Consider the following 21,245-nt stretch of genomic DNA (forward strand, 5'->3'; position numbering starts at 1 on the left):
CTCCCCCTTCGCCCCTTGTGGGAGAAGGTGGCTCGGCGCAAAGCGCCGAGACGGATGAGGGGTATTCCAGAAGGCGCTGCGGGACAAGGAACGACTCAAGCTGATGCGGCCGCTACCGCTCGCGCCGTATCGATGAAGGCTCTTGGCTTAGGCGCCATCAAGGCGCGGTGGAGGCAAATGCGGAAAAGGCGCGCCTTGCATTTCCCCTGTGGCATGTCACGATGCCGCGAGGATTGAGGCAGTTTCATGTCGCGCTGCGGCGACGTCTATGAGAACAAAATCACCGGCGAGTATGCTGTAGTTCTGCGCGGCACCGAGGATCGGGGTGATGGGCCAGCCATCGCGCACTTGACCGCCCGCCCCGGAGCGGCCGTCGTCGGCGAGCATTTCCACCCTTATCTGATCGAGAAATTCACAGCGCTGCGCGGCCGGCTCGATGCGCGCATCGCAGGAAAGCATCTTTGCCTGGAGCCCGGTCAGTCGGCGACGGTAGAGGCGGGCGTCGTGCACGACTGGTGGAACAGCAGCAGGGCGGAAGAGGCTCATGTGCTGGTCGAGATCACGCGGGCGCCGGGAGCGGATCACTTCGATCCGGGCCGCTTCGAGCTTCTGATCGGCATGCTGTTCGGCCTCGCCAATGACGGCAAGGTGGACAAGAATGGGCGGCCCTCACCGCTGCAAGCCGCAGTGATCGTCAGAGAATTCGCCGACATGGTCGTCTTCACCCATCCTCCGCAGGCGGTACAGAAGGTGCTGCTCGGCATCCTCGCGCCGCTCGGCAAATTATTGGGCTACAAAGCCATTGATCCGGTCTACTGCAGGCCCCATGCGCATGTAACGCCGGACCCGGAAGTGCTTGCGGCTGCGGGGCTTTCGAGTTGATGGCGACGCCGGTTCGGTCGCGGGCCAAGGTCGCGCAGGGGACAGTTTACTTCTTTCCGCCGAAAGGCCGAGGCGCTTGGCCCGAGCTAGCGGAAAAAAGTAGACTGTCCCCGGCACATCCCTAAAACGTCAGCCCCGTTCGAAAGACCTCAAATGCGTAGAAATAAAGTTCGGCGTCCAGAGCGCGTTTGATGTTGGCGGCCTGACGAAACCCGTGCTGTTCGCCGGAGAACAGGAAGTAGCCGACCGGCTTGCCGCTGCTGCGAAGCGCTGACACCATGGTTTCGGTCTGGCCCGGAGGAATCACCTCATCTTCGTCGCCCTGGAAGAAGATAACTGGTTTGGCCAGGCGCTCTGCGTGAAACAGCGGCGAGCGCTCACGGTAGAGCGCCTCTTCCTCGGGATAGGGCCCGATCAGCCAGTCGAGATAGCGCGATTCGAACTTGTGCGTGTCGCGCGCGAGCGCGGCCGCGTCGCTCACGCCGTAATAGCTCGCTCCACCCTGGAAAAAATCGTGGAAGGTGAGGGCGGCCAGCGTCGTGTATCCTCCGGCGCTACCGCCGGTAATGACGATGCGCTTCGGGTCGACAAGGCCTTGCTCCGCAAGGAATTTGGCCCCGTTGATGCAGTCGTCGACATCGACGATGCCCCAATTGCGGTGCAGCCGGTCGCGATAGGCGCGGCCGAAACCGGTGCTGCCGCCATAGTTTACGTCGAGCACGGCGATGCCGCGGCTCGTCCAATAATGCGTGCCGAGACTGAGTGAGCTAGAGGCGGCCGAGGTCGGGCCGCCATGGCACTTGACGAGCAGCGGCGGCTTTTTGTCGGGAGGTCCGGCATAGTCGAGATTGCGAGGCGGATAAAACAGGGCGAAGGCCGTGTTCCCGCCGGAGGTCGGAAACTCGATCGATTGCACCGCCGTGAGATAGCCGGCGATTGCCACGTCCGAACTGTCCAGAACTTCGGTCGCTTTCTTCAGGATGCGATGCCGCCCGGATTTCAGATCGAGCTCCACCACGCTCGTGGGAAGGGATGGGGCACCTGCAACGAACACGACTTGGTCGCCGGAGGCCTGAACCGAAGCGAACTGCGTGAACGGTATTTCGATCGGCTGCAGCGCGCCGCTCACGAAATCGACGACAGCCAGCTTCCCCAAGCCCGCTTGCAAGTAGGTGCAGACGATGCGGTCGGGGCCGGCGAAAGCGTAAGTGGACATGCCGAACACCCATTGCGGCTGCCCGAACTCCGCGGTCATTGGCGCGATTGGGTGGATGGCATGCGTCGCTAGCTCGAAGCGGTAGAGATTCCACCAGCCGGACTGGTCGGACACGAAAACGATGTGGGTTCCATCGGGCGACCATTCCGGCTGAAAGATCGACTCAGCTTCACCGCCGGCGATCGCTCGCGTCTCGCCCACAACCGCGCCGTCGCCGTGGAGCTCCGCCAGGTAAAGAGTGGTGCCGTTCCAGGGCATGTTCGGGTGATCCCAGGCGAGCCAGACGAGCTTGCTGCCATCCGGCGAAAGGCGCGGGGACGAGAAGAAGTCGTGCCCGCTTGCGATTACGTGCCCCGGATCGGAGCCGGAACCTGCCAGGTCGACGGCGACGATCGTGTTGACCGGCGCACCGCTGCCGCTGTGATCCTCGCGCACGCCGATCCAGCGATTGCGCGATCGGTCAATAATGCCGTCGGCATATCGCCAGGCGCCGGACGCTCCGGGCGGCACTGGGGTGAGCGGCTCCGGCTTGGCTGCGCCGTCGGTGAGACGATATAGCTGGCCATCGGAGAAGTTCGAGAAATAGAGCGTTCCGTCGGTCACGCTCCATGCGCCCCCGCCATATTCGTGCACGCGTGTGCGCACATTGTAAGGTGGCGCTACGATGTCGGCCTGCTCTCGGGGCTGTTCTGGGCCTGTGGCCCCGGCGCGCACGATCACAGACCGGCCTTGTTCCTGTGGCCTGCCTTCCAGCCAATAGGCTAGTCCTTTGTCGAGACGGACTTCCGACAGGGAAATCGCTTGTGAGACGATGAGATCGGACGTGATCGGCGATTTCCAGGAGCCGTATGGCGCCATCTTCGCTGGCTGCGTCGCCATGGATCATCACCTCTTTGCGAATACACCGACGGGTCGTTATACCCCGGTCGGAGCGGCGCGTCAGGATGCTAGGCGGACCAGGCTGCAGGCCTTGCGAATCCAGTTGCCTCGGCTGCCGTTCGCCGCTATGGAGTCCACCATGCATTCGCTTTCGATCAAGACCGTTTGGTGGTGGGCCAGCTGACAGCGGCCTCTCGAAGCGCGTGCGCGTGAAAATAAAGGTGGCCGCAGGAGAAGTCCGGGCGGCCCTTTTGTTTTATTGGCGGACCTCCGGACCTTCCCGCGGCGGGTGATGGAGACGGGAATGACGGTCGAAGTGCTTGAAAACGGAGCGGAAAGGTTCGTCACGGCTGGCGGCGTGGCCGTCACGCGAGAACGCCGCGACAGGCCCTATCACGGGGCGATCGAGGCCTATGTCGACGGGCTGAACAGCCGGCGCGGCGCGGTTTTCTCCTCGAACTACGAATATCCGGGCCGCTATACCCGCTGGGATACCGCGACCATCGATCCGCCCATCGTGATTTCGGCGCGTGGACGGGCCATGCGGGTCGAGGCGCTGAACGCCCGCGGCGAGGCGCTGCTGCCTGTGATCGCACGCGGCGTTTCGGCCGAGAAGGACATCACGGTCACCCAGACCACGAGGCGCCGCCTCGCGCTGAAGGTGGCTGAGCCGGGCCGCGTTTTCGCAGAGGAGGAGCGCTCGCGCGTCCCTTCGGTCTTCACGGCACTGAGGGCGATCGTCCAGCTGTTCAGGTCGGACCAGGATCCCAATCTCGGCCTTTACGGCGCTTTCGGTTACGACCTCGCCTTCCAGTTCGATCCGGTCGACTACAGGCTCGAGCGCAGCGAAAGCCAGCGCGACCTGGTGCTCTATCTTCCCGACGAGATCCTCGTCGTCGACCACTATTCGGCAAAGGCTTGGACGGACCGCTACGACTATTCCGGCACGGGCTTCTCGACGGAAGGAGTGCCGCGGGAGGGCATCGAGGAGCCGTTCCGGCTTGCCGACCGCATCCCGCCGCGGGGCGACCATGAGCCCGGCGAATATGCGCGGCTGGTTGAAAAGGCCAAGGAGAGCTTCCGCCGCGGCGACCTGTTCGAGGTGGTGCCCGGGCAGATGTTCTACGAGCGCTGCGAGACCGCGCCGTCGGAAATCTCCCGGCGGCTTAAGAACATCAATCCGTCGCCCTATTCCTTCTTCATCAATCTCGGCGAAGAGGAATATCTGATCGGCGCCTCGCCCGAAATGTTCGTGCGCGTCAACGGCCGGCGTGTCGAGACCTGCCCGATCTCGGGGACGATCAAGCGCGGCGACGACGCGATCTCGGATTCGGAACAAATCCTCAAGCTCCTGAATTCGAAGAAGGACGAGTCCGAGCTCACCATGTGCTCGGATGTCGACCGCAACGACAAGAGCCGGGTCTGCGAGCCGGGCTCAGTGCGCGTCATCGGCCGACGGCAGATCGAGATGTATTCGCGCTTGATCCACACGGTCGACCATATCGAGGGAAGGCTGCGCGAAGGCATGGACGCATTCGACGCGTTCCTGTCCCACGCCTGGGCGGTCACGGTGACCGGCGCGCCGAAACTCTGGGCCATGCGCTTCATCGAGAACCATGAGAAATCGCCGCGTGCCTGGTATGGCGGGGCGATCGGCATGGTCCATTTCAACGGCGATCTCAATACCGGGCTGACCCTCAGGACCATCCGCATAAAGGACGGGATCGCAGAAGTCCGCGCCGGCGCTACTCTGCTCTACGATTCCGACCCTCAGGAGGAAGAAGCAGAAACCGAACTGAAGGCCTCAGCCATGTTATCCGCCATCCGCGACGCCCGCGCGGGCAATTCGGGCAGCACCGAGCGTTCGACCTCGCGTGTCGGAGAAGGGGTGAAAATTCTCCTTGTCGACCACGAGGACTCCTTCGTGCACACGCTCGCCAATTATTTCAGGCAGACCGGCGCTGACGTGGCGACGGTGCGCACTCCGGTGCCGGACGAAGTGTTCGATGAGCTCAAGCCTGACCTCGTAGTGCTGTCGCCCGGACCCGGCCTGCCGAAGGATTTCGATTGCGCAGCGACGATCAAGCGGGCGCGCAAGCGCGACCTGCCGATCTTCGGGGTCTGCCTCGGCTTGCAGGCGCTGGCCGAGGCCTATGGCGGGGAACTGCGGCAATTGCATATCCCGATGCATGGCAAGCCGTCGCGCATCCGCGTCTCGAAGCCCGGCATCATCTTCTCCGGCCTGCCGAAGGAAATCACCGTCGGCCGCTATCATTCGATCTTCGCCGATCCCGTCAGGCTGCCTGACGAGTTCGCGGTGACGGCCGAGACGGAAGATGGCGTGATCATGGCTTTCGAACACCGCAACGAGCCGATTGCGGCCGTGCAATTCCATCCCGAATCGATCATGACGCTCGGCCAGAACGCTGGCATGCGCATGATCGAGAACGTGGTCGCGCATATGCCTCGCAAAGCGAAGGAAAAGGCGGCTTAGACGTGGTCTCGGCGAGACCAATGCTCCGCATCGGGTACGAAAGGGCGCGATCGTTCCAATGATCGCAGCAGATGCAAAATCTTCAGCGAAGCGAAAGGTCGCTTCGCTCGCCTTCTGGTCCATCATCATCGCATTCGTGGTGATGGGGCTGAAATTCGTCGCCTGGAGAATGACTGGCTCCGTCGCGCTTTATTCGGACGCGCTGGAGTCGATCGTCAATGTGATCGCGGCAAGCGCCGCCTTCTGGGCAATCCGCGTCAGTCACAAGCCGGCCGATCCTGAGCACCCGTTCGGCCATCACAAGGCGGAATATTTCTCGGCGGTGCTGGAGGGCGTTTTGATCGGCGTCGCTGCGGTGCTGATCATGATGGAGGTGGCGCGCCACTGGGCTTCACCGCCGGCGCTCGATCAACCGTGGAACGGGCTCGTCGTCAACGCGGTCGCGGCCGCGATCAATGCCGTGTGGGCGCTTCTGCTGATCCGCGTCGGGACCAACGAGAAGTCGCCGGCGCTGGTTGCCGACGGACGCCATATCATGGCGGATGTCGTGACCTCGGTGGGCGTGATCGCTGGCCTGATCGGCGCAGTGACCACCGGTTGGCATGTGCTCGACCCGCTGCTAGCGCTGCTCGTTGCGCTCAACATATTGTGGGAAGGCTGGAAGGTCGTCAGCTCATCGGTGGACGGGCTGATGGACAGGGCCGTCGAGCCGGATGAAACGATCCGCATTCGCGACATCATCTCGTCGAACGCGCAAGGCGCGATCGAGGTGCACGACCTGAAGACCAGGATGGCCGGTCGGGCAACGTTCATCGAATTCCACTTGGTGGTGCAATCCGACATGAGCGTCGCGGAAAGCCACGTGATCTGCGACCGTATCGAGGGGGCGCTGAAAAAAGAGATCCCGTCGGTGCGCGTGATCATCCATGTCGAGCCCGACGACGAGGCCAAGCTCCCCAAGGGCACGGCGTCCGTGCCGTTTGCTTAGCGGCTTCTGTTTTTAGGTTGGCGCTGCCCCTCACCCTTACCCTTAGGGCAAGGGTGAGGGGCAGCGCCTGCGTCAAGCGGATGGCAAAACGCTCCGGCCGGGCAGATCACAACCCGCACGCCGAGAGGGGCATCTGGTCCAGCCGGAACACCTTGTCGTCCGACTTGGTCTTGCCGGAGGTCGCGCACATATCGCCGATCGGCATGCTGCTGTTCGGATTGGCAAGCATCATGGTGCCGTTGACACCGCGGCGAAGATAAATCTCCTTCTCCGAGAGATCGCAGGAAGCGGCGCGTTCCTTTGCCGTCGCGACACAGCGCCACTGGTCGCCCTCGCCGTCGCATGAATAGTTCTGCACGGCCTTGTCCGAGCGGCTATGCGTCGTCACGGAAACCATGATCCCAGCGCCGCTTGGCCAGTTCTCGGCACTGCCGCCGTCAATGGAAGCTATCTCAGCAGGTCCACGGGACACACGGATCGTTTGGGTCAGCTGGTCCGGATGCGACGACAGATGCGCTTCTGCATAGTCGCGCCCGAAGCAGAAGGGCTGATCGGGCTTGAGCCGCTGGCGCAGAGGCTCCCCGAGCGCCGGATCGATCGGGTCGATGCTGGCGAATTCCTTCCTGCACTGGTCGGCCGGCAACCGGTCGAGCACGAAGCCGCTGTCGTCGGTTCCGAGCGCCTGCTTCTCGAATTCCGCGGGACCGAGCTCCTCTTCGGCACCGCCATCGAGATAGATGTCTCGGTCGACACCGTCCATGACAAGCCTTCCCTTGGCGTCGAGCTTCAGCGTGGCCATGGAGCGATCGCATTCCATGCCGCAATAGATGGCACCGTTTTCACTATCCTTGCGGCACCATCCGCCGGCCCAGTCCGGCTTGCCGGCACCGCGCAGCGTCGTCGTCATGAAGCCGTTATAGCCGGCATCCGCGACGCCGTTTTGCGACTCCTCGTTCGGCCGGCTGACCGGATCGCGACCATAGAAGAAGAATATCCGCGTCACCTTCTGGTTCGGATGCGCCGCCATGTGCCTGGCGTCATAGACGCGGCCGAAGCAGGCATCGCCGCCATCGGGACTGAGCTCGGTGAGCCGTGCAAGATCATCCTGAGCGAATGTCGCCCCGGCAAATGCGAGCATAGCTGCCGCGAACCCGAACCGAAACGAGTTCCTGAGTGAAATCATACCCGCCTCCCGCGATCACCCAATGAAACGGCATAATTCCGTGATAAAGGCCACAGTCAAGGCGACGCTACGCGCCAAGTGCAATCGAGGAGAACTTTAGATGAAGCGGCGGGAGGTCTTTCGCGGATTGTTCGCCGGGGTGGGAGCCTGGTTCGGTCTCACCGAGGCGCGCGCGCAGTCCGCCAGCAAATCCAGGGTCGCCTATCACCTGAGCGATGTCGACAAGGTCGCGTTCGTCCTGGGCAACATCAAAAATCACTATGAGGGCACAGGCGGAGCTGTCGAAATTGCGCTGGTGGTGCATGGCCCGGCGCTCGCCGCCTTCAAGATCGAGGGAGCTTCGGCCGCCATTTCGAGCCGCTTCGCCGGCCTCGTGAAGGAAGGACTGGTCGCCCATGCCTGCGCCAACACCATGAAAGGCATGGACATCGGGCTTGCCGACCTCCTCGCCGGTTTTCACACCGCCGACGCCGGCGGTGTCGTGAAGCTTGCCCAGCTGCAAGGTGAAGGCTACGCCTACCTCAGGCCATAGCTACTTCATGCACCAGACCGTACCCTCCCGACCGGAACCGCTCTCGCGCCTGCCCCGCGCTGTCCAGTGGATGCTGCTCGCCGTGCTTTCGGCGGTTCTCGCCGGACTGCTCGAGTTTTTGCAGCTGCCCGCCGCACTGCTGGTCGGGCCGATGCTTGCCGGCATCGCCGCAGGCGTCAATGGCGCAACGGTGCGCCCGCCGCGCATCGCCTTCATCGCGGCGCAGGCGGTCGTCGGCTGCCTGATTGCGAAAGCGGTCGAACCGGAGATTTTCAGGTCTTTCGTGTCCGACTGGCCCCTGTTCCTTGTAGTTGTGCTCGCAACGCTCGCCGCAAGCAGCCTGCTCGGCTACATGGGGAGCCGCTGGAAGGTGCTGCCCGGCACCACCGCGGTCTGGGGCTCCACCCCTGGAGCGGCGAACGCCATGGTGCTGATGGCGGAAGCGTTCGGGGCAGATGTTCGCCTGGTCGCCTTCATGCAATATCTGCGCGTCATCTTCGTCTCGCTGGCCGCCGCCCTCATTGCCAAATTTTGGGTGGATACATCCGGCGTCGCAGCCCCGCCGATCGTCTGGTTCCCGACGATCGACTGGCCGGCCTTCGGCGCCACCATCGCGATCGCAGCGGTCGGTGGCGCGGTCGGCCGCGCGATCAAGCTGCCGGGTGGAACCTTCCTCGGGCCGATGATCCTCGGCGCGGCACTCCATCTCGGCGGCTACATCAATCTGCAGCTGCCGCAGTGGCTGCTCGGGCTGAGCTATATGGTCATCGGGTGGTGGATAGGGCTCAACTTCACCCGCCCCATCCTACTGCATGCCGCGCGTGCCCTGCCGCAGATCATCGGCTCGATCCTGGTGCTCATCGCTTTTTGCGCCGCGCTCGGTTACGTCCTTAGCCTTGCGCTCGGCATCGACCCTCTGACGGCCTATCTGGCGACGAGCCCAGGGGGGATGGATTCGGTCGCCATCATCGCGGCCGCCTCCAACCGCGTGGACCTGTCCTTCATTATGGCGCTGCAGATGGCACGTTTCCTGATCGTGCTGATCATCGGGCCGCCGCTCGTTCGCCTGCTTGCGCGCAGCCTCGGCGGATAGACAGGCATTGCGGCAAAGGGCGGCCGAAAAATTTTTTGCCGGACATGTCGATATGACCACAAGCCGCTTGTCGTGAGGATAGGAGCGGCGTTTTCGCCCGGCTCCGGAACAAAGGAGATATGACATGCGGTTCATCATCCTGGTCAAGGCAACCAAGCACTCCGAACAGGGCATCATGCCCCCGCAGGACGTCTTCGACGCCATGGCCGATTATCACGAGCAACTGACCCGGGCCGGCGTTCTGCTCGACGCCAACGGGCTGCAGCCGAGCTCGAAGGGCTGGCGCATCAAATGGACGGGCGGCAAGAAGACCGTTGTCGACGGTCCTTTCACCGAGGCGAAGGAACTCGTTGCAGGCTACACCGTAATCGACGTGAAGTCGCCGGAAGAGGCGCGCGAATGGGCTCGCCGCTTCCCGAATCCCCATAACGATGACGGCGAAATAGAAGTGCGCCAGCTGTACGAGCTGCAGGATCTCGGCGGCTCGGAAGAATGGACCAACAGGTTCCAGGAAATGGAGATCACAACACGGAAGTAACCCATCCGCCACAACGGCCGCATGCCGCCAACAAAGCGCCAGGAGATCTGAAGATGCAAATTCTTGGAATGCTCAAATCCGACCCCGAAACAGACGCCAATCCGCCGCCGTTCGACCCCGTGCTGATGGCTCGGATGGGAGACTTCGTGGAGGAGGCAGCCAAGGCCGGCGTGCTGGTCGCGACAAACGGGCTGCATCCGAGCGCGGCGGGCAAGCGCATCAAGCTTGATCGTGGCAAAGTGACGATCACCGACGGGCCGTTCACGGAATCGAAGGAGCTGGTCTCCTCCTTTGCACTGTTCGAGGTGACTTCGATGGACGAGGCTGTCCACTGGACGACGCGCTTCCTGGAAATCCTGGGCAAGGGCGAGTGCGAACTCAGGCCTGTTTTCGAGACGTCGGACTTTCCGGACGATCTGCTCGCACCGGAAGAGGTCACGCAGGAGAAGGCGACTCGCCAGCAGATGGCTCTGAATGCCGCAAAACGATAGTCCCGGCCCATCGGGCTTGCGCCTGCGCAACAGAGATGTAGTGATCGTCAGCCGGTGACGGCTGACGACACACATCGCGCCATCGAGGCGGTCTGGAGGATAGAGCAGGCGAAGCTCATCGCCGGGCTGACGCGCATCGTGCGCGATGTCGGCATTGCGGAGGAGCTTGCGCAGGACGCGCTCATTGCCGCGCTCAAGCACTGGCCGGCAAACGGCATTCCTGACCGACCGGGCGCCTGGCTGATGGCGGTTGCGAAAAATCTCGCCATTAACCAGCTGCAACGGAAGAAGCGGCTCGATCGCAAGCTGGAGGAGATCGGGCATGAGAGCCAGGAAGCCGTCATCCAGGATCTGGATGCTGCTCTCGACGACGTAGTCGGCGATGATTTGCTCAGCCTCATCTTCATCGCATGCCATCCGATCCTTGAGCGGGAGGCGCGCGCGGCCCTCACTCTGCGTCTGCTCGGCGGCCTGACGACGGCCGAGATCGCTCGGGCTTTCCTTGCCGCGGAGCCCACAATCCAGCAGCGCATCGTGCGTGCCAAGCGGAAGCTGGCACAGGCACGGGTACCCTTCGAGGTGCCGCACAAGGAGGAACTGGGCCAGCGGCTCTCTTCGGTCCTGGAGATCATCTATCTGATCTTCAACGAAGGCTATGCAGCGACCGCCGGCGAGGACTGGATGCGACCGCGGCTCTGTGACGAGGCGCTGCGGCTCGCCCGCATTCTCGTCGGGCTCGCGGGCGAGGAGCCGGAGGTGCACGGCCTCGTTGCTCTGATGGAAATACAGTCGTCACGATTCGCCGCTCGAATCGGGCCATCCGGGGAGCCGGTGCTTCTCTTCGATCAGAACCGTGCCCGTTGGGATCAGGCCCGCATCCGCCGCGGCCTTGCCGCGCTTGGCCGCGCAGAGAATAAAGCCGAAGCGCTCGGGCGGCTGCCCGGGCCATACACGCTGCAGGCCGCGATCACCGCGTGCCATGCGGTAGCGCGGACGCCGGAGGAAACCGATTGGCGGCGCATAGTGGCCCTTTATGATGAGCTTGCGGAGACTACGCCTTCGCCCGTGGTGGAGATGAACCGCGCTGTGGCCGTCGCCTTCGCCGCTGGCCCCGAGGCGGGGCTCGAGCTTATCGACCAGCTGGTCGTGGAGCCGGCGCTCGCGAATTATCACCTTTTACCTGGAATACGCGGCGACCTGCTGGTGAAGCTCGGTCGGTATCGGGAGGCGCAGATCGAATTCGAGCGCGCCGCGGGATTGACGCGCAACGCGAGGGAACGCGCCCTGCTGCTGGACCGCGCCCGCGAATGTGCGAGGAACGCAGAAATCCCTTCATAGCTGCCGGTCCCCATCAGCAACGCGCTTGGCGTGGGCGCCTATCACTATCTCACCATCCCGTTGAGATGAACTGCCCGATGCTCCGGCCCTGTAATATGTCATGACGATTTAGTGACAAGGTGGCGCGGTCCGCCGCGCGAGGGTTGCCTCGTCTCGGCCTGTCCTGTATGTAGGCCGCCATGCAAATGCGCACGCACGCCGTGAAATCGACCTTTGCCGTCTCTACCGGCGGGACGTTGCGCGCGCTTTCGGCCACCCTTCTTCTCGGCCTTATCGGCGATCGTCGGGCTCGCTGAAGGAGCACCCGGCGATCGAATTTGACGCCTATGCTCCTTGCCAGTCACAATTTATAGCCTGAACTCCTGATAGCGGCGTTGCCGAGCGCAGGGCCTGAAGGGCTCCGCCGGTCGCCGGAGGAAACACGATGAACGAGAGAAGCGAAATCCGCGCGGCAGGCCAAATGCCTGACGCGAGCCGAAAATATCAACCCTACCCGACGGTGAATCTTCCCGACCGGACCTGGCCGAGCAAGACGATCGACAAGGCGCCGGTCTGGTGCTCGGTCGACCTGCGCGACGGCAACCAGGCGCTGATCGACCCGATGGGGCACGACCGCAAGGCGCGCATGTTCCAGCTCCTGCTCGACATGGGCTTCAAGGAGATCGAGATAGGCTTTCCGTCCGCCTCGCAGACCGATTTCGATTTCGCGCGCTGGTGTGTGGAGGAGGGCAACGTGCCCGCGGACGTGTCGCTGCAAGTCCTTGTGCAATGCCGTCCGGAACTGATCACCCGTACTTTCGAGGCGCTGAAGGGCGCGAAGAACCCGATCGTTCATTTCTACAACTCGACCAGCGAGCTGCAGCGGCGCGTCGTATTCCAGAAGGATGTTGCGGGCATCAAGCAGATCGCCACCGACGCGGCCAAAATGATCACCGACATGGCCGCCAAGGCCGGCGGAGGCTACCGCTTCGAATATTCGCCGGAAAGCTTCCCCGGCACCGAGCTGGAAGTGGCGCTCGAGATCTGCAATGCGGTCATCGAGATCGTGCAGCCGACCGCTGAAAACAAGCTCATCGTCAACCTGCCGTCGACGGTCGAGATGTCCACGCCCAACGTTTACGCGGACCGCATCGAGTGGATGTGCCGCAATCTCGACAACCGGGACAAGCTCATCATTTCGCTGCATCCGCACAACGACCGCGGCACCGGCATTGCGACCACCGAGCTCGGCCTGATGGCCGGGGCGGACCGCGTCGAAGGCACGCTGTTCGGCAATGGCGAGCGCACCGGCAATGTCGATATCGTCACGCTGGCGCTCAACATGTACACGCAGGGCGTCGACCCGATGCTCGACTGCTCCGACATCACCCGGATCAAGGACGTCTACGAATATTCGAACCAGCTGCGCATTCCTGAGCGGCATCCCTATGTGGGCGAACTGGTCTATACAGCCTTCTCCGGCTCACACCAGGACGCCATCAACAAGGGTATGAAGGCGATCAAGGTCGCCAATTCGCCTATATGGGAGGTGCCTTACCTGCCCATAGACCCGCAAGATGTCGGCCGGTCCTACGAGGCGATCATCCGTATCAATTCGCAATCCGGAAAGGGTGGCATCGCCTATGTGATGCAGGCCGACTACGGACTCCACCTGCCACGCAACCTGCAGATCGAGTTCAGCCAGGACATCCAGCAGATCACCGACGCGGAAGGCAAGGAGCTTCCCTCCAAGCGGATCCACGACCGGTTCGAGGAAGTCTATATCGAGCAGCGGGGCGCGCGGCTGAAATTCCTTGACCACCAGACCTTTCCCGATACCAGGCAAAAAGGTGGTCGCGTGGTCGAGGCGACCATCCTCGACCAGGGCAAGGAGGTGACAATCTCCGGGACTGGCACCGGGCCGATCGACGGGTTTATCGACGCATTGTCGCGGCATATCGGGATACCTATGTCGGTTCTCGACTACTCCGAGCATTCGCTGCAGCGCGGCTCCAACGCCGCTGCGGTCAGCTATGTGGAGATCGAACATCCGAAAGGCCGGCTTTTCGGCGTCGGCATCAACACCAATATCGTGGCGGCATCTCTGGAAGCCGTCGTGTCGGCAGCCAACCGCATCTTGCCGTAATTCGAAGTCAGCGTGGCGCCAGGGACACGGCGCCACGCAAATTATTCAATAGCGCACTAATATTCGGAGAGCGACCGCTTGCCCAGCGCGTCGCACACTATATTATTTCCCGCGAAACCTTCACCGGAGCGAAGGGTTCGCTGTGACATACTACCCGCCTGCTGCCCCCGCAGTGCGAGACGTGCTTGACCGTGTCCTGTCCAGTGAGACGTTCAAGCGGTCCGTGCGTGCGCGCTCGTTGCTTGCTTACCTGGTCGAGCGCGAGCAGGCCGGCGAAGCCGAGCGGCTGAAGGGCTACACGATCGCCGTCGACGTATTCGGCAGGGACCAGGAGTTCGATTCTTCGACAGATGCGGTGGTGCGCGTGCAGGCGGGACGGCTGCGCGAGCTGCTTTCTCAATATTACGAGGGCGAAGGCCGCGAAGATCCGATGCGGATTGTGCTGACGCGCGGATGCTATGTGCCGACCTACGAGAAGTCGGCCGGCAATGGCACAATGGCGGTTTCGCCGAGCGCGCCCGAAACGGCTGAGCCGGACCCTGCACAGTCCAATGAGGCAAGCCGACCGGCTTTTCCGGAAGAGCCGCCCCGGGCGGACCGTTCCAGAGGTGCGGTGGGGGTTGGCCAGGTCCGGTTGCTGTGGGCTGCGCTCATCGTGATTGCCGTGCTGCTGCTGGTTGTCCTAGAGCGCACAATGCTCGATGGTGAGAACTCCGGTGCCGTTTTCGCCTCGAATGCGTCTGTACAAGGCGCCCTGGCCGCGGAACCGACGCCTTCGGAAGCGCTGCCGACGATCCGGATCGTAACGGACGGCGATGATCCGGCTGTCGTGCGCGTCGCCAGGCTTCTTCGGACCGCGCTGGCGAGCTTTGAGACGCTGGATCTCATCGGAGGCGAATACTCGCAAAAGGACGGGCCGTTGCCGTCGGACCCAGACGGTTTTGTGCTGTCGGTTGCTTCGAGCTCACCCGGCGGGGACATCCTGCTCGAGCTGCAAAGCCTGGGCAGCGGCAAAGTGCTCATCAACCGCAGACTGTCCATCATGCAGACCATCTCGGATTCGCTCGAGAAGGAGGTGACCGGAGTGGTGAACGCCGTCGCGCCGGCGAACGGGGCCATCTACGGCTATCTCAAGCAAAACGGGTTGCAATCCGACCTGGTCAACTGCCTCATCCTCAACAGCGCCTATTATGTCGAGTGGACGGAACACCGTCATCTTGCTGCCTATCGCTGCTTTGAAAGGCTCATAGAGGCGCGGGCCCAATCTCCCCTTGTATATGCCGCGGTCGCTTCATTGCGCACCTCGGCAAAGGTGAACGGATATGTCTATCCGCCTGATGTCGACGATCAGGAGTCGCTGACGCTGGCGCGGCATGCGGTGCAGCTCGGCCCGACGACGCCGTATGCATATGGGACGATGGGCTATCTCTATTCGCAGAGGGGTGAGAGCGCCGAAGCGGTCCGATGGCTCGGCAAGGCATACGAGCTGAACACCTTCGACATCAACATGGCGGCTGCCTATGGCTATGCGCTGGTTCAGTTCGGCAAATACAGCGATGGCGCGAAGATCCTGCAGCGTGCAGCGGACGTTTTGTGCGTGCATCCGCCGTGGTGGGACTTCACCCTGTTCCTTGCCGAGCTCATGGTAGGCGATCTCGACAAGGCCGCCCGAGCGGCTCGAGTGCTCGAGACAGGGAAGAGGCCGGAGTATCTTGCCGCACGTCTCATCGCCGCGCATTCTCGCGGCGATGAGCGGCGCGCGGACAAGCTGGCGGCCGAAATCGCGGATTCGTTCCCCGGCTTTGCAAGCGATCCGGGTCACGATCTGCGCAAGCGGCACTATCCGACGGACCTCATCGACAGGTTCATCGAGGCGTTACGGCGCGCAGGAGTGGGCAGCGCCGGCTGATCAAGGTGGCGGGCGACCGTCCATCCATCCAGGCGGTCCTGCCCGATCGTGCCGTATCGGTGCTCAATCAGCCTGCCGCGCTTTCGAGCGCGGCTGTTGCATAGAGGTCTACCGTCTCGAGTTCGGCGATTGGCGCCGCGGGCCCGGTCAGGCCGCGCCGGCTCAGCTTGACACGCCAGCGTTCCGGTTCGCCGTCGATTTCGATCAGATTGTATTGGGCGGCGGGTTTCCTGCCGCCAGGGCTTTGGCCCGCCGCGGCGACGCCCACCACCGGTACTGGGTCCCGCTTGCCATCGATCCAATGCAGCGACGGCAGATGCGAATGGCCGTGCAGAACCAGTTCCGCGCCGTGGCGGCGGATGACGCGTTGAAAATTGTCGATGCCAAACAGCCGCTTGGCTTGTGAGACTGCATCACGCACCGGCGGATGGTGGATCATGACGATGCGGAAAAGCGCTTGGCGGCTGGTCGCCTCGAGAATTTCGGCCAGCCGATGTGCCTGGCCCGAGCGGAAGAATCCATTCGCCATGAAGGGCGCCGTGGCGCGGGCCGAAGTCACGCCGATCAGCGCGACGTTGCGGCGCACGCGCACATAGGGAAATGAATGGCGGTCTACGGGGATCTCGACGTCGTTGCCCATCCAGGGACCCCAGGCGCGGCAAACGCGGTCGAGCGCACCTGGCACATAGGCATCATGGTTGCCTGGGACCACCGAAATGTCGTGCGGTTCGCCGAGCGTCTCGAGCCAGAGCCGCGCCAGCTCGATCTCGCGGTCGAGCGCGAGATTGACGAGATCGCCGGTCACGGCGACATGATCAGGCTGGCCGGCTTTCATGTCGGTGACGATCGCCTCGATGACGCTATCGTGCAGGAAGCGGCTGCGGTTGCGTTGCCAGTTGACGTAACCCAGCACCCGCTTTGAGACGAGCTGGTGATACTCTATATCCGGCAGCGGCCCGAGGTGGATGTCCGAGAGATGCGCAAGCCTGAACATTGCTATGTTGTAGGACAGGCGATGGAGCCTTTCCATCGCGGGTTGCCGGGCAAATGAGCGCATCCGATCCCGAAAAACCATTCAAGCAGACGGGCTGGCCAGGCCTGCGCGCCAAGCTCTTCCATACCGCATTCCTGATCCGCCGGCCAATGACGCTTGGCGTGAGAGCGGCGATTCATGACCAGGCGAAGCAGGCGATCTTCCTGATCCGACACACTTATGTGCCTGGCTGGCATTTTCCGGGCGGCGGCGTCGAGCGCGACGAGACGGCCGAAACGGCGCTCGAACGCGAGGTCAGGGAAGAGTGCGACATCGCACTCATAGCGCCGCCCGTGCTGAGGTCTGTGCATTTCAATCGACAATCCAGCCCGCGCGATCATGTCCTGTTCTACCTGGTCAGCCATTTCCGTGTAGTGGCCGAGAAGAAGCGGGACAGAGAGATCGCCGAAGCACGGTTCTTCCCGATCGACCGGCTCCCAGAGGATACCACGCCTGCAACGCGCCGGCGGCTCGCGGAGTTGTTCGACGGGGCGAAAGCTTCCGCATATTGGTAGCGCTGGCTTTTGTCGACGCATCCGGTTCTTCCGAAAACCGCTGCGGGTCCGATGCGCTACGCCGTCTCCGCAAACCTGTCGCGGTCGTGCGGGGCCGAGTAGTCCAGCTCCGGCCCGAGCGGCACGATGCGCGTAGGGTTCACGGTGGCATGGCTGCGGTAATAATGCATCTTGATGTGGTGCAGGTTGACGGTTTCTGCGACTCCCGGCACCTGATAAAGGTCGCGTAGATAGTTCGACAGGTTCGGATAGTCGGCGATCCGCCGCAGATTGCATTTGAAGTGCCCGACATAGACCGGGTCGAAGCGCACCAGCGTGGTGAAGAGCCGCCAGTCGGCTTCGGTGATGCGGCCGCCGACCAGATAGCGCTGTCGTGCAAGCCGTTCTTCCAGCATCTCGAGCGTGGCGAACAGCTCGCGGAAAGCCTCCTCATAGGCGACCTGCGTCGTTGCAAAGCCGGCACGATAGACGCCGTTGTTCACCGATGGGTAAACCAGAGCGTTGATGCGGTCGATCTCGCCGCGAAGCCGTTCCGGATAGAAATCGAGCGATGCATCACCCCACTCGTCAAAGGCCGAGTTCAGCATCCGGATTATCTCGGACGATTCGTTGGAGACGATTGTTTCCAGCTTCCGGTCCCACAGCACTGGTACCGTGACACGGCCGGAATAGGCAGGTTCCGCCCTGGTATAGATCTGATGCAGGAACTGTAGGCCGTAGAGCGTGTCGCCAGTAGCACCGTCCTCTGTGCGAAAGGTCCAGCCGTCCTTGCCCATGAAATGATGGACGACCGAGACCGATATGACATTCGTGAGCCGCTTCAGCGCACGGAAAATCAGCGTGCGATGCGCCCAGGGACAGGCGTAAGAGACATAAAGGTGATAGCGGCCGGCTTCAGCCTTGAATCCGCCCTTTCCGGTCGGACCAGGCGCCCCGTCCGGGGTAACCCAGTTGCGGAACGGAGACTCCTGCCGAACGAAGCGGCCGCCCGTATCGGAGGTCGCGTACCATTTGTCCTGCCAATTGCCTTCGACCAGAAGACCCATGGGCTACTCCTTTATGTTTGCCTGCATTTAGGCAAGAAGTTCGCAAACGGGAAACGGTCAGGCGTGAACGGATCGTCAACCGACCGCTCGATTTGACGAAATCCGCGATTGCGATCATCGGTTTTTGCTGCTAGCGGAGCGTGCATGTCTCTGACCCGGATCAACCGACGACGAATGGGCTCCCGCGCTTGAACCAGCGCTGACCGGCCGTGCCGCGCCATTTCGGCAACCCATTTCCTCGCATCCGGATCCATAGAGACCCATGAATATCGCCGACGTCGCATATCTGCCGGAACAGCCGGCGCACGACCCCGAAATCGAGCACATCAATGAAGAGGCCTTCGGGCCAGGTCGCTTTGCACGCGCCGCCTACAAGATACGCGAGGGCGGACCGCATGAGCGCACGCTCTCCTTCGTTGCCGTCTATCAAGGCGCGGTGATCGCATCGGTGCGCATGACGCGCATCGCTGCGGGGGAGGGCAGGGCGCTGCTGCTCGGGCCGCTTGCCGTGAGGCCGGACTACAAGAACCTCGGCATCGGGAGGAGGCTGGTGCGCTTTGCCATCGAGGCGGCTGAGCAGGCCGACGCAGGTGCAGTCGTTCTGGTCGGCGATGAGCCCTATTACGGGCCGCTGGGATTCGGCCGCGTGCCGCGCGGTCAGCTGTCGATGCCGCGGCCGGTCGACCTCGACCGCATCCTGGCCGTCGAGCTGAAGCCGGGAGCCTTGGCGAAGCTGAAAGGGATGGCCGACCACGAGGATCGGGTGAGCAAGCAGACAATCCCTTCTCCCCGTTTACGGGGAGAAGGTGGCCCGAAGGGCCGGATGAGGGGCAGCGCCGAAGTTTGACAGGTTAGTGCCGCCCCTCATCTGCCTGCCGGCATCTTCTCCCCGTAAACGGGGAGAAGAACCCCCTGTCATCTTCCCTCGCGATACCACATCGAGCCCAGCGCCAGGAGCAGCAGGCCAAGTCCGAAGAAGCCGCCGAACAGCGGCACCCGCGAGACCGACTTCAGCACGCTGTCATTGGTTGTCTTCAGCCCGATCCAGTCGCGGCCGGAAGCGTCGGCGGCGCTACGAACCGGCACGATCGACGGGACGCTCATCCCCATCGAGCTTTCGAGGCGCCGCGCGCTGCCGCCTGTCGCTTCGGCTATCGGCTTCACGATATCTTCCGTCGACACCATGTCGGCAAATTCCGGTGCGTTGATCGGACCGACCGCGGCAAGGGCGGTGAGATCGCCATTGGCGACCTGGTAGAGGCCGATCTCGCGGGATTCCAGCGTGCCTGTGAAAACGCCCGGCTCGGACGGCGACAGCTTGACAGTCACGGTTTTGCCGGATGGCGTGATTACTTGGGCCTGGCCGGGGTCGTCGCTCATCGTCTGGCGGCGGACTTCGAGCGTCATGCCGTGGCCATCGGCGGTCAGCCGCTCTTCCTCGAGCTCCGGCTCCTTCATCAGCCAATGGGCAATACGACGATAGAGCTGCACATGCGGGCCGCCGCCCTCGTAGCCGCGCGCCCACAGCCAGCCCTGGTCGGACAGAAGCATGCCGACACGGCCCTCGCCCTTGCGGTTGAGCAGGAGCAGCGGTCGATCGTCAGCGCCTTTCATCACGACCTCTCCCTCGGGATTCTGGACCCCGATGGTTCGGAACCAACGGCTCCAGTGCGGCGGCTCGTTGGCCGCGCCCTCGAGGCCGCGCGTAACGGGATGGCGTTTCCCCAGGTCCGTGAGGCGCGGATAGTACGCCTTTTCGATGATGTCGCCGGTCGGCATCGCTGGAAGGGCCGAGATCAGCGGCGTCTTGGCGATCGACTGCTCGCCGGCATATTCGGGGCCGGCAGCGATCAGAAGAGCGCCACCCTTCTCCACATATTCGGAGATGTAGTCGTAATAGAGGATCGGTAGCACGTCGCGGTGCTGATAGCGGTCGAAAATGATCAGGTCGAACTGGTGGATCTTCTCGACGAACAGCTCGCGCGTCGGGAAGGCAATCAGCGACAGCTCGTTGATCGGCGTCCCGTCCTGTTTCTCCGGCGGGCGCAGGATCGTGAAGTGGACAAGATCGACCGACGCGTCGGATTTGAGCAGATTGCGCCAGGTGCGCTCGCCGGCATGCGGCTCACCGGAGACCAGCAGGACACGCAAATTTTCCCGGATGCCGTCGACCAGAGCGATGGCGCGGTTGTTGACATCGGTCAGCTCGCCGTCGAGATGATCGATCGAGAGCTCAAAGATGTTGCGCCCGGCATTGGGTATGTTGAGATGAAGGGGCATCTCGCGGCCGATCTCGGCCTGCTCGGTCGAAACGGGCTGGCCGTTCACACTGACGCGCACATTGACCGTGCCGGTCTCGCCCTGGGCGCCGATCACGCGATAAGTCATGTCGAGCGGCTTGCCGACAATGCCGAAGCGCGGAGCGCGCTCGAAGCGGATGCGGCGGTCCTTCTCGCCTTCATGGCCGGTAATCAGCGCGTGCAGTGGCGCATTGAAGCCGGCTGCCGATTTGGGCACGTCGTGGATTTGGCCGTCGGTCACCATGATCGCGCCACCGATGCGTGAGGGCGGCACGTCTCGCAAGGCACCTTGCAAGGCGCCGAACAGACGCGTCTCGGTCCGGTCGTCCGCAGCGCCCGCCTGTCCGGCATCGACGACCCGAACGTCGAATTGCTTGAAGCGCGCCAGGCGATCCTTCAGGGCCTGCACCGCCTCGTTCGTCTGCTGTGTCCGGTCACCTATGTCTTGGCTCTGGCTACGGTCGACGACCAGCGCCACGACGCTCTTCAGCGGGTCGCGCACCTCGTCGAGCAATACGGGGTTGAACAGCGCGAGCGCCAACGCGACGAACGCCGCGAGCCGGAAGACCGCACCGCGCTGGCGAAACAGAAGGCCCGCGATCGCCAGCAACGCGACCGGAACCAGAACTGCCGCGATCAGTGGCCACGACAGAAGCGGTTCGAAAGACAGCGACCAATTCATG

General features: G+C 62.9%; 17 protein-coding genes. 12 read left to right on the forward strand and 5 right to left on the reverse strand.

What is annotated here, in order from left to right; all coding sequences use genetic code 11:
• The first annotated feature begins 246 nt into the window (after positions 1-246).
• Positions 247-882 carry a cupin domain-containing protein gene (locus SAZ10_RS10895; protein WP_318609237.1) on the forward strand — a complete coding sequence of 212 codons (636 nt, stop codon included), beginning with the start codon at positions 247-249 and terminating at the stop codon, positions 880-882.
• 121 nt (positions 883-1,003) lie between these two features.
• On the opposite strand, the gene SAZ10_RS10900 is transcribed toward SAZ10_RS10895, so the two are convergent.
• On the reverse strand, positions 1,004-2,977 hold the full coding sequence (locus tag SAZ10_RS10900) for a S9 family peptidase (protein WP_318609238.1): 1,974 nt from the start codon (positions 2,975-2,977) through the stop codon (positions 1,004-1,006).
• Positions 2,978-3,281: 304 nt separating this feature from the next.
• Between SAZ10_RS10900 and SAZ10_RS10905 the strand changes: the two genes are divergently transcribed.
• Together SAZ10_RS10905 and SAZ10_RS10910 are read left to right on the forward strand one after the other, a co-directional pair.
• The gene (locus SAZ10_RS10905; protein ID WP_318609239.1) at positions 3,282-5,471 is read left to right on the forward strand and encodes an anthranilate synthase; all 2,190 of its coding nucleotides are present in this window, start codon (positions 3,282-3,284) and stop codon (positions 5,469-5,471) included.
• Between the two features lie 58 nt (positions 5,472-5,529).
• Positions 5,530-6,459, forward strand: coding sequence for a cation diffusion facilitator family transporter (locus SAZ10_RS10910; RefSeq protein ID WP_318609240.1), 930 nt, complete (start codon positions 5,530-5,532; stop codon positions 6,457-6,459).
• A 106-nt stretch (positions 6,460-6,565) separates the two neighbouring features.
• On the opposite strand, the gene SAZ10_RS10915 is transcribed toward SAZ10_RS10910, so the two are convergent.
• Entirely contained in the window at positions 6,566-7,642 is a 1,077-nt protein-coding gene (locus tag SAZ10_RS10915; protein WP_318609241.1) for a hypothetical protein, read from the reverse strand.
• Between the two features lie 100 nt (positions 7,643-7,742).
• On the opposite strand from SAZ10_RS10915, the gene SAZ10_RS10920 reads away from it, so the two are divergent.
• The 7 genes from SAZ10_RS10920 to SAZ10_RS10950 all read left to right on the forward strand — a co-directional run bounded on the left by SAZ10_RS10920 (position 7,743) and on the right by SAZ10_RS10950 (position 15,668).
• Entirely contained in the window at positions 7,743-8,174 is a 432-nt protein-coding gene (locus tag SAZ10_RS10920; protein WP_318609242.1) for a DsrE family protein, read from the forward strand.
• A 7-nt stretch (positions 8,175-8,181) separates the two neighbouring features.
• A complete protein-coding gene (locus SAZ10_RS10925; protein WP_318609243.1) occupies positions 8,182-9,267 on the forward strand; it encodes an AbrB family transcriptional regulator in 1,086 nt (361 codons plus the stop codon).
• A gap of 124 nt (positions 9,268-9,391) precedes the next feature.
• Entirely contained in the window at positions 9,392-9,805 is a 414-nt protein-coding gene (locus tag SAZ10_RS10930; RefSeq protein WP_318609244.1) for a YciI family protein, read from the forward strand.
• A 53-nt stretch (positions 9,806-9,858) separates the two neighbouring features.
• On the forward strand, positions 9,859-10,296 hold the full coding sequence (locus SAZ10_RS10935) for a YciI family protein (protein WP_318609245.1): 438 nt from the start codon (positions 9,859-9,861) through the stop codon (positions 10,294-10,296).
• 54 nt (positions 10,297-10,350) lie between these two features.
• Positions 10,351-11,634, forward strand: a complete 1,284-nt coding sequence (locus SAZ10_RS10940) for an RNA polymerase sigma factor (protein ID WP_318609246.1) — start codon at positions 10,351-10,353, stop codon at positions 11,632-11,634.
• Positions 11,635-12,058: 424 nt separating this feature from the next.
• A complete protein-coding gene (leuA, locus tag SAZ10_RS10945; protein ID WP_412535197.1) occupies positions 12,059-13,759 on the forward strand; it encodes a 2-isopropylmalate synthase in 1,701 nt (566 codons plus the stop codon).
• A 181-nt stretch (positions 13,760-13,940) separates the two neighbouring features.
• The gene (locus SAZ10_RS10950) at positions 13,941-15,668 is read left to right on the forward strand and encodes a hypothetical protein (RefSeq protein ID WP_318609247.1); all 1,728 of its coding nucleotides are present in this window, start codon (positions 13,941-13,943) and stop codon (positions 15,666-15,668) included.
• Positions 15,669-15,735: 67 nt separating this feature from the next.
• On the opposite strand, the gene SAZ10_RS10955 is transcribed toward SAZ10_RS10950, so the two are convergent.
• The gene (locus SAZ10_RS10955; protein WP_318609633.1) at positions 15,736-16,662 is read right to left on the reverse strand and encodes a metallophosphoesterase; all 927 of its coding nucleotides are present in this window, start codon (positions 16,660-16,662) and stop codon (positions 15,736-15,738) included.
• Between the two features lie 53 nt (positions 16,663-16,715).
• Between SAZ10_RS10955 and SAZ10_RS10960 the strand changes: the two genes are divergently transcribed.
• Positions 16,716-17,216 (forward strand): NUDIX domain-containing protein, encoded by a 501-nt coding sequence (locus tag SAZ10_RS10960; protein WP_318609248.1) that lies wholly within the window; start codon positions 16,716-16,718, stop codon positions 17,214-17,216.
• Between the two features lie 56 nt (positions 17,217-17,272).
• Here the strand turns inward: SAZ10_RS10960 and SAZ10_RS10965 are convergent, their stop codons facing one another.
• On the reverse strand, positions 17,273-18,262 hold the full coding sequence (locus SAZ10_RS10965; protein ID WP_318609249.1) for a glutathione S-transferase family protein: 990 nt from the start codon (positions 18,260-18,262) through the stop codon (positions 17,273-17,275).
• A gap of 262 nt (positions 18,263-18,524) precedes the next feature.
• On the opposite strand from SAZ10_RS10965, the gene SAZ10_RS10970 reads away from it, so the two are divergent.
• The gene (locus tag SAZ10_RS10970) at positions 18,525-19,109 is read left to right on the forward strand and encodes an N-acetyltransferase (RefSeq protein ID WP_318609250.1); all 585 of its coding nucleotides are present in this window, start codon (positions 18,525-18,527) and stop codon (positions 19,107-19,109) included.
• Between the two features lie 68 nt (positions 19,110-19,177).
• On the opposite strand, the gene SAZ10_RS10975 is transcribed toward SAZ10_RS10970, so the two are convergent.
• Complete coding sequence (locus SAZ10_RS10975; protein ID WP_318609251.1) at positions 19,178-21,244, reverse strand: hypothetical protein; 2,067 nt, start codon at positions 21,242-21,244, stop codon at positions 19,178-19,180.
• Between the last annotated feature and the right edge of the window lies 1 nt (position 21,245).

Source organism: Mesorhizobium sp. BAC0120 (genome assembly GCF_033542235.1).
Classification (GTDB): domain Bacteria; phylum Pseudomonadota; class Alphaproteobacteria; order Rhizobiales; family Rhizobiaceae; genus JAWRCU01.

What these genes read in the sequence shown, in the direction of transcription:
- SAZ10_RS10895 (WP_318609237.1), top strand. Translation starts at nt 247, where the DNA reads ATGTCGCGCTGCGGCGACGTCTATGAGAACAAAATCACCGGCGAGTAT.
- SAZ10_RS10900 (WP_318609238.1), bottom strand. Translation starts at nt 2,977, where the DNA reads ATGGCGACGCAGCCAGCGAAGATGGCGCCATACGGCTCCTGGAAATCG.
- SAZ10_RS10905 (WP_318609239.1), top strand. Translation starts at nt 3,282, where the DNA reads ATGACGGTCGAAGTGCTTGAAAACGGAGCGGAAAGGTTCGTCACGGCT.
- SAZ10_RS10910 (WP_318609240.1), top strand. Translation starts at nt 5,530, where the DNA reads ATGATCGCAGCAGATGCAAAATCTTCAGCGAAGCGAAAGGTCGCTTCG.
- SAZ10_RS10915 (WP_318609241.1), bottom strand. Translation starts at nt 7,642, where the DNA reads ATGATTTCACTCAGGAACTCGTTTCGGTTCGGGTTCGCGGCAGCTATG.
- SAZ10_RS10920 (WP_318609242.1), top strand. Translation starts at nt 7,743, where the DNA reads ATGAAGCGGCGGGAGGTCTTTCGCGGATTGTTCGCCGGGGTGGGAGCC.
- SAZ10_RS10925 (WP_318609243.1), top strand. Translation starts at nt 8,182, where the DNA reads ATGCACCAGACCGTACCCTCCCGACCGGAACCGCTCTCGCGCCTGCCC.
- SAZ10_RS10930 (WP_318609244.1), top strand. Translation starts at nt 9,392, where the DNA reads ATGCGGTTCATCATCCTGGTCAAGGCAACCAAGCACTCCGAACAGGGC.
- SAZ10_RS10935 (WP_318609245.1), top strand. Translation starts at nt 9,859, where the DNA reads ATGCAAATTCTTGGAATGCTCAAATCCGACCCCGAAACAGACGCCAAT.
- leuA (WP_412535197.1), top strand. Translation starts at nt 12,059, where the DNA reads ATGAACGAGAGAAGCGAAATCCGCGCGGCAGGCCAAATGCCTGACGCG.
- SAZ10_RS10955 (WP_318609633.1), bottom strand. Translation starts at nt 16,662, where the DNA reads ATGTTCAGGCTTGCGCATCTCTCGGACATCCACCTCGGGCCGCTGCCG.
- SAZ10_RS10960 (WP_318609248.1), top strand. Translation starts at nt 16,716, where the DNA reads ATGAGCGCATCCGATCCCGAAAAACCATTCAAGCAGACGGGCTGGCCA.
- SAZ10_RS10965 (WP_318609249.1), bottom strand. Translation starts at nt 18,262, where the DNA reads ATGGGTCTTCTGGTCGAAGGCAATTGGCAGGACAAATGGTACGCGACC.
- SAZ10_RS10970 (WP_318609250.1), top strand. Translation starts at nt 18,525, where the DNA reads ATGAATATCGCCGACGTCGCATATCTGCCGGAACAGCCGGCGCACGAC.
- SAZ10_RS10975 (WP_318609251.1), bottom strand. Translation starts at nt 21,244, where the DNA reads ATGAATTGGTCGCTGTCTTTCGAACCGCTTCTGTCGTGGCCACTGATC.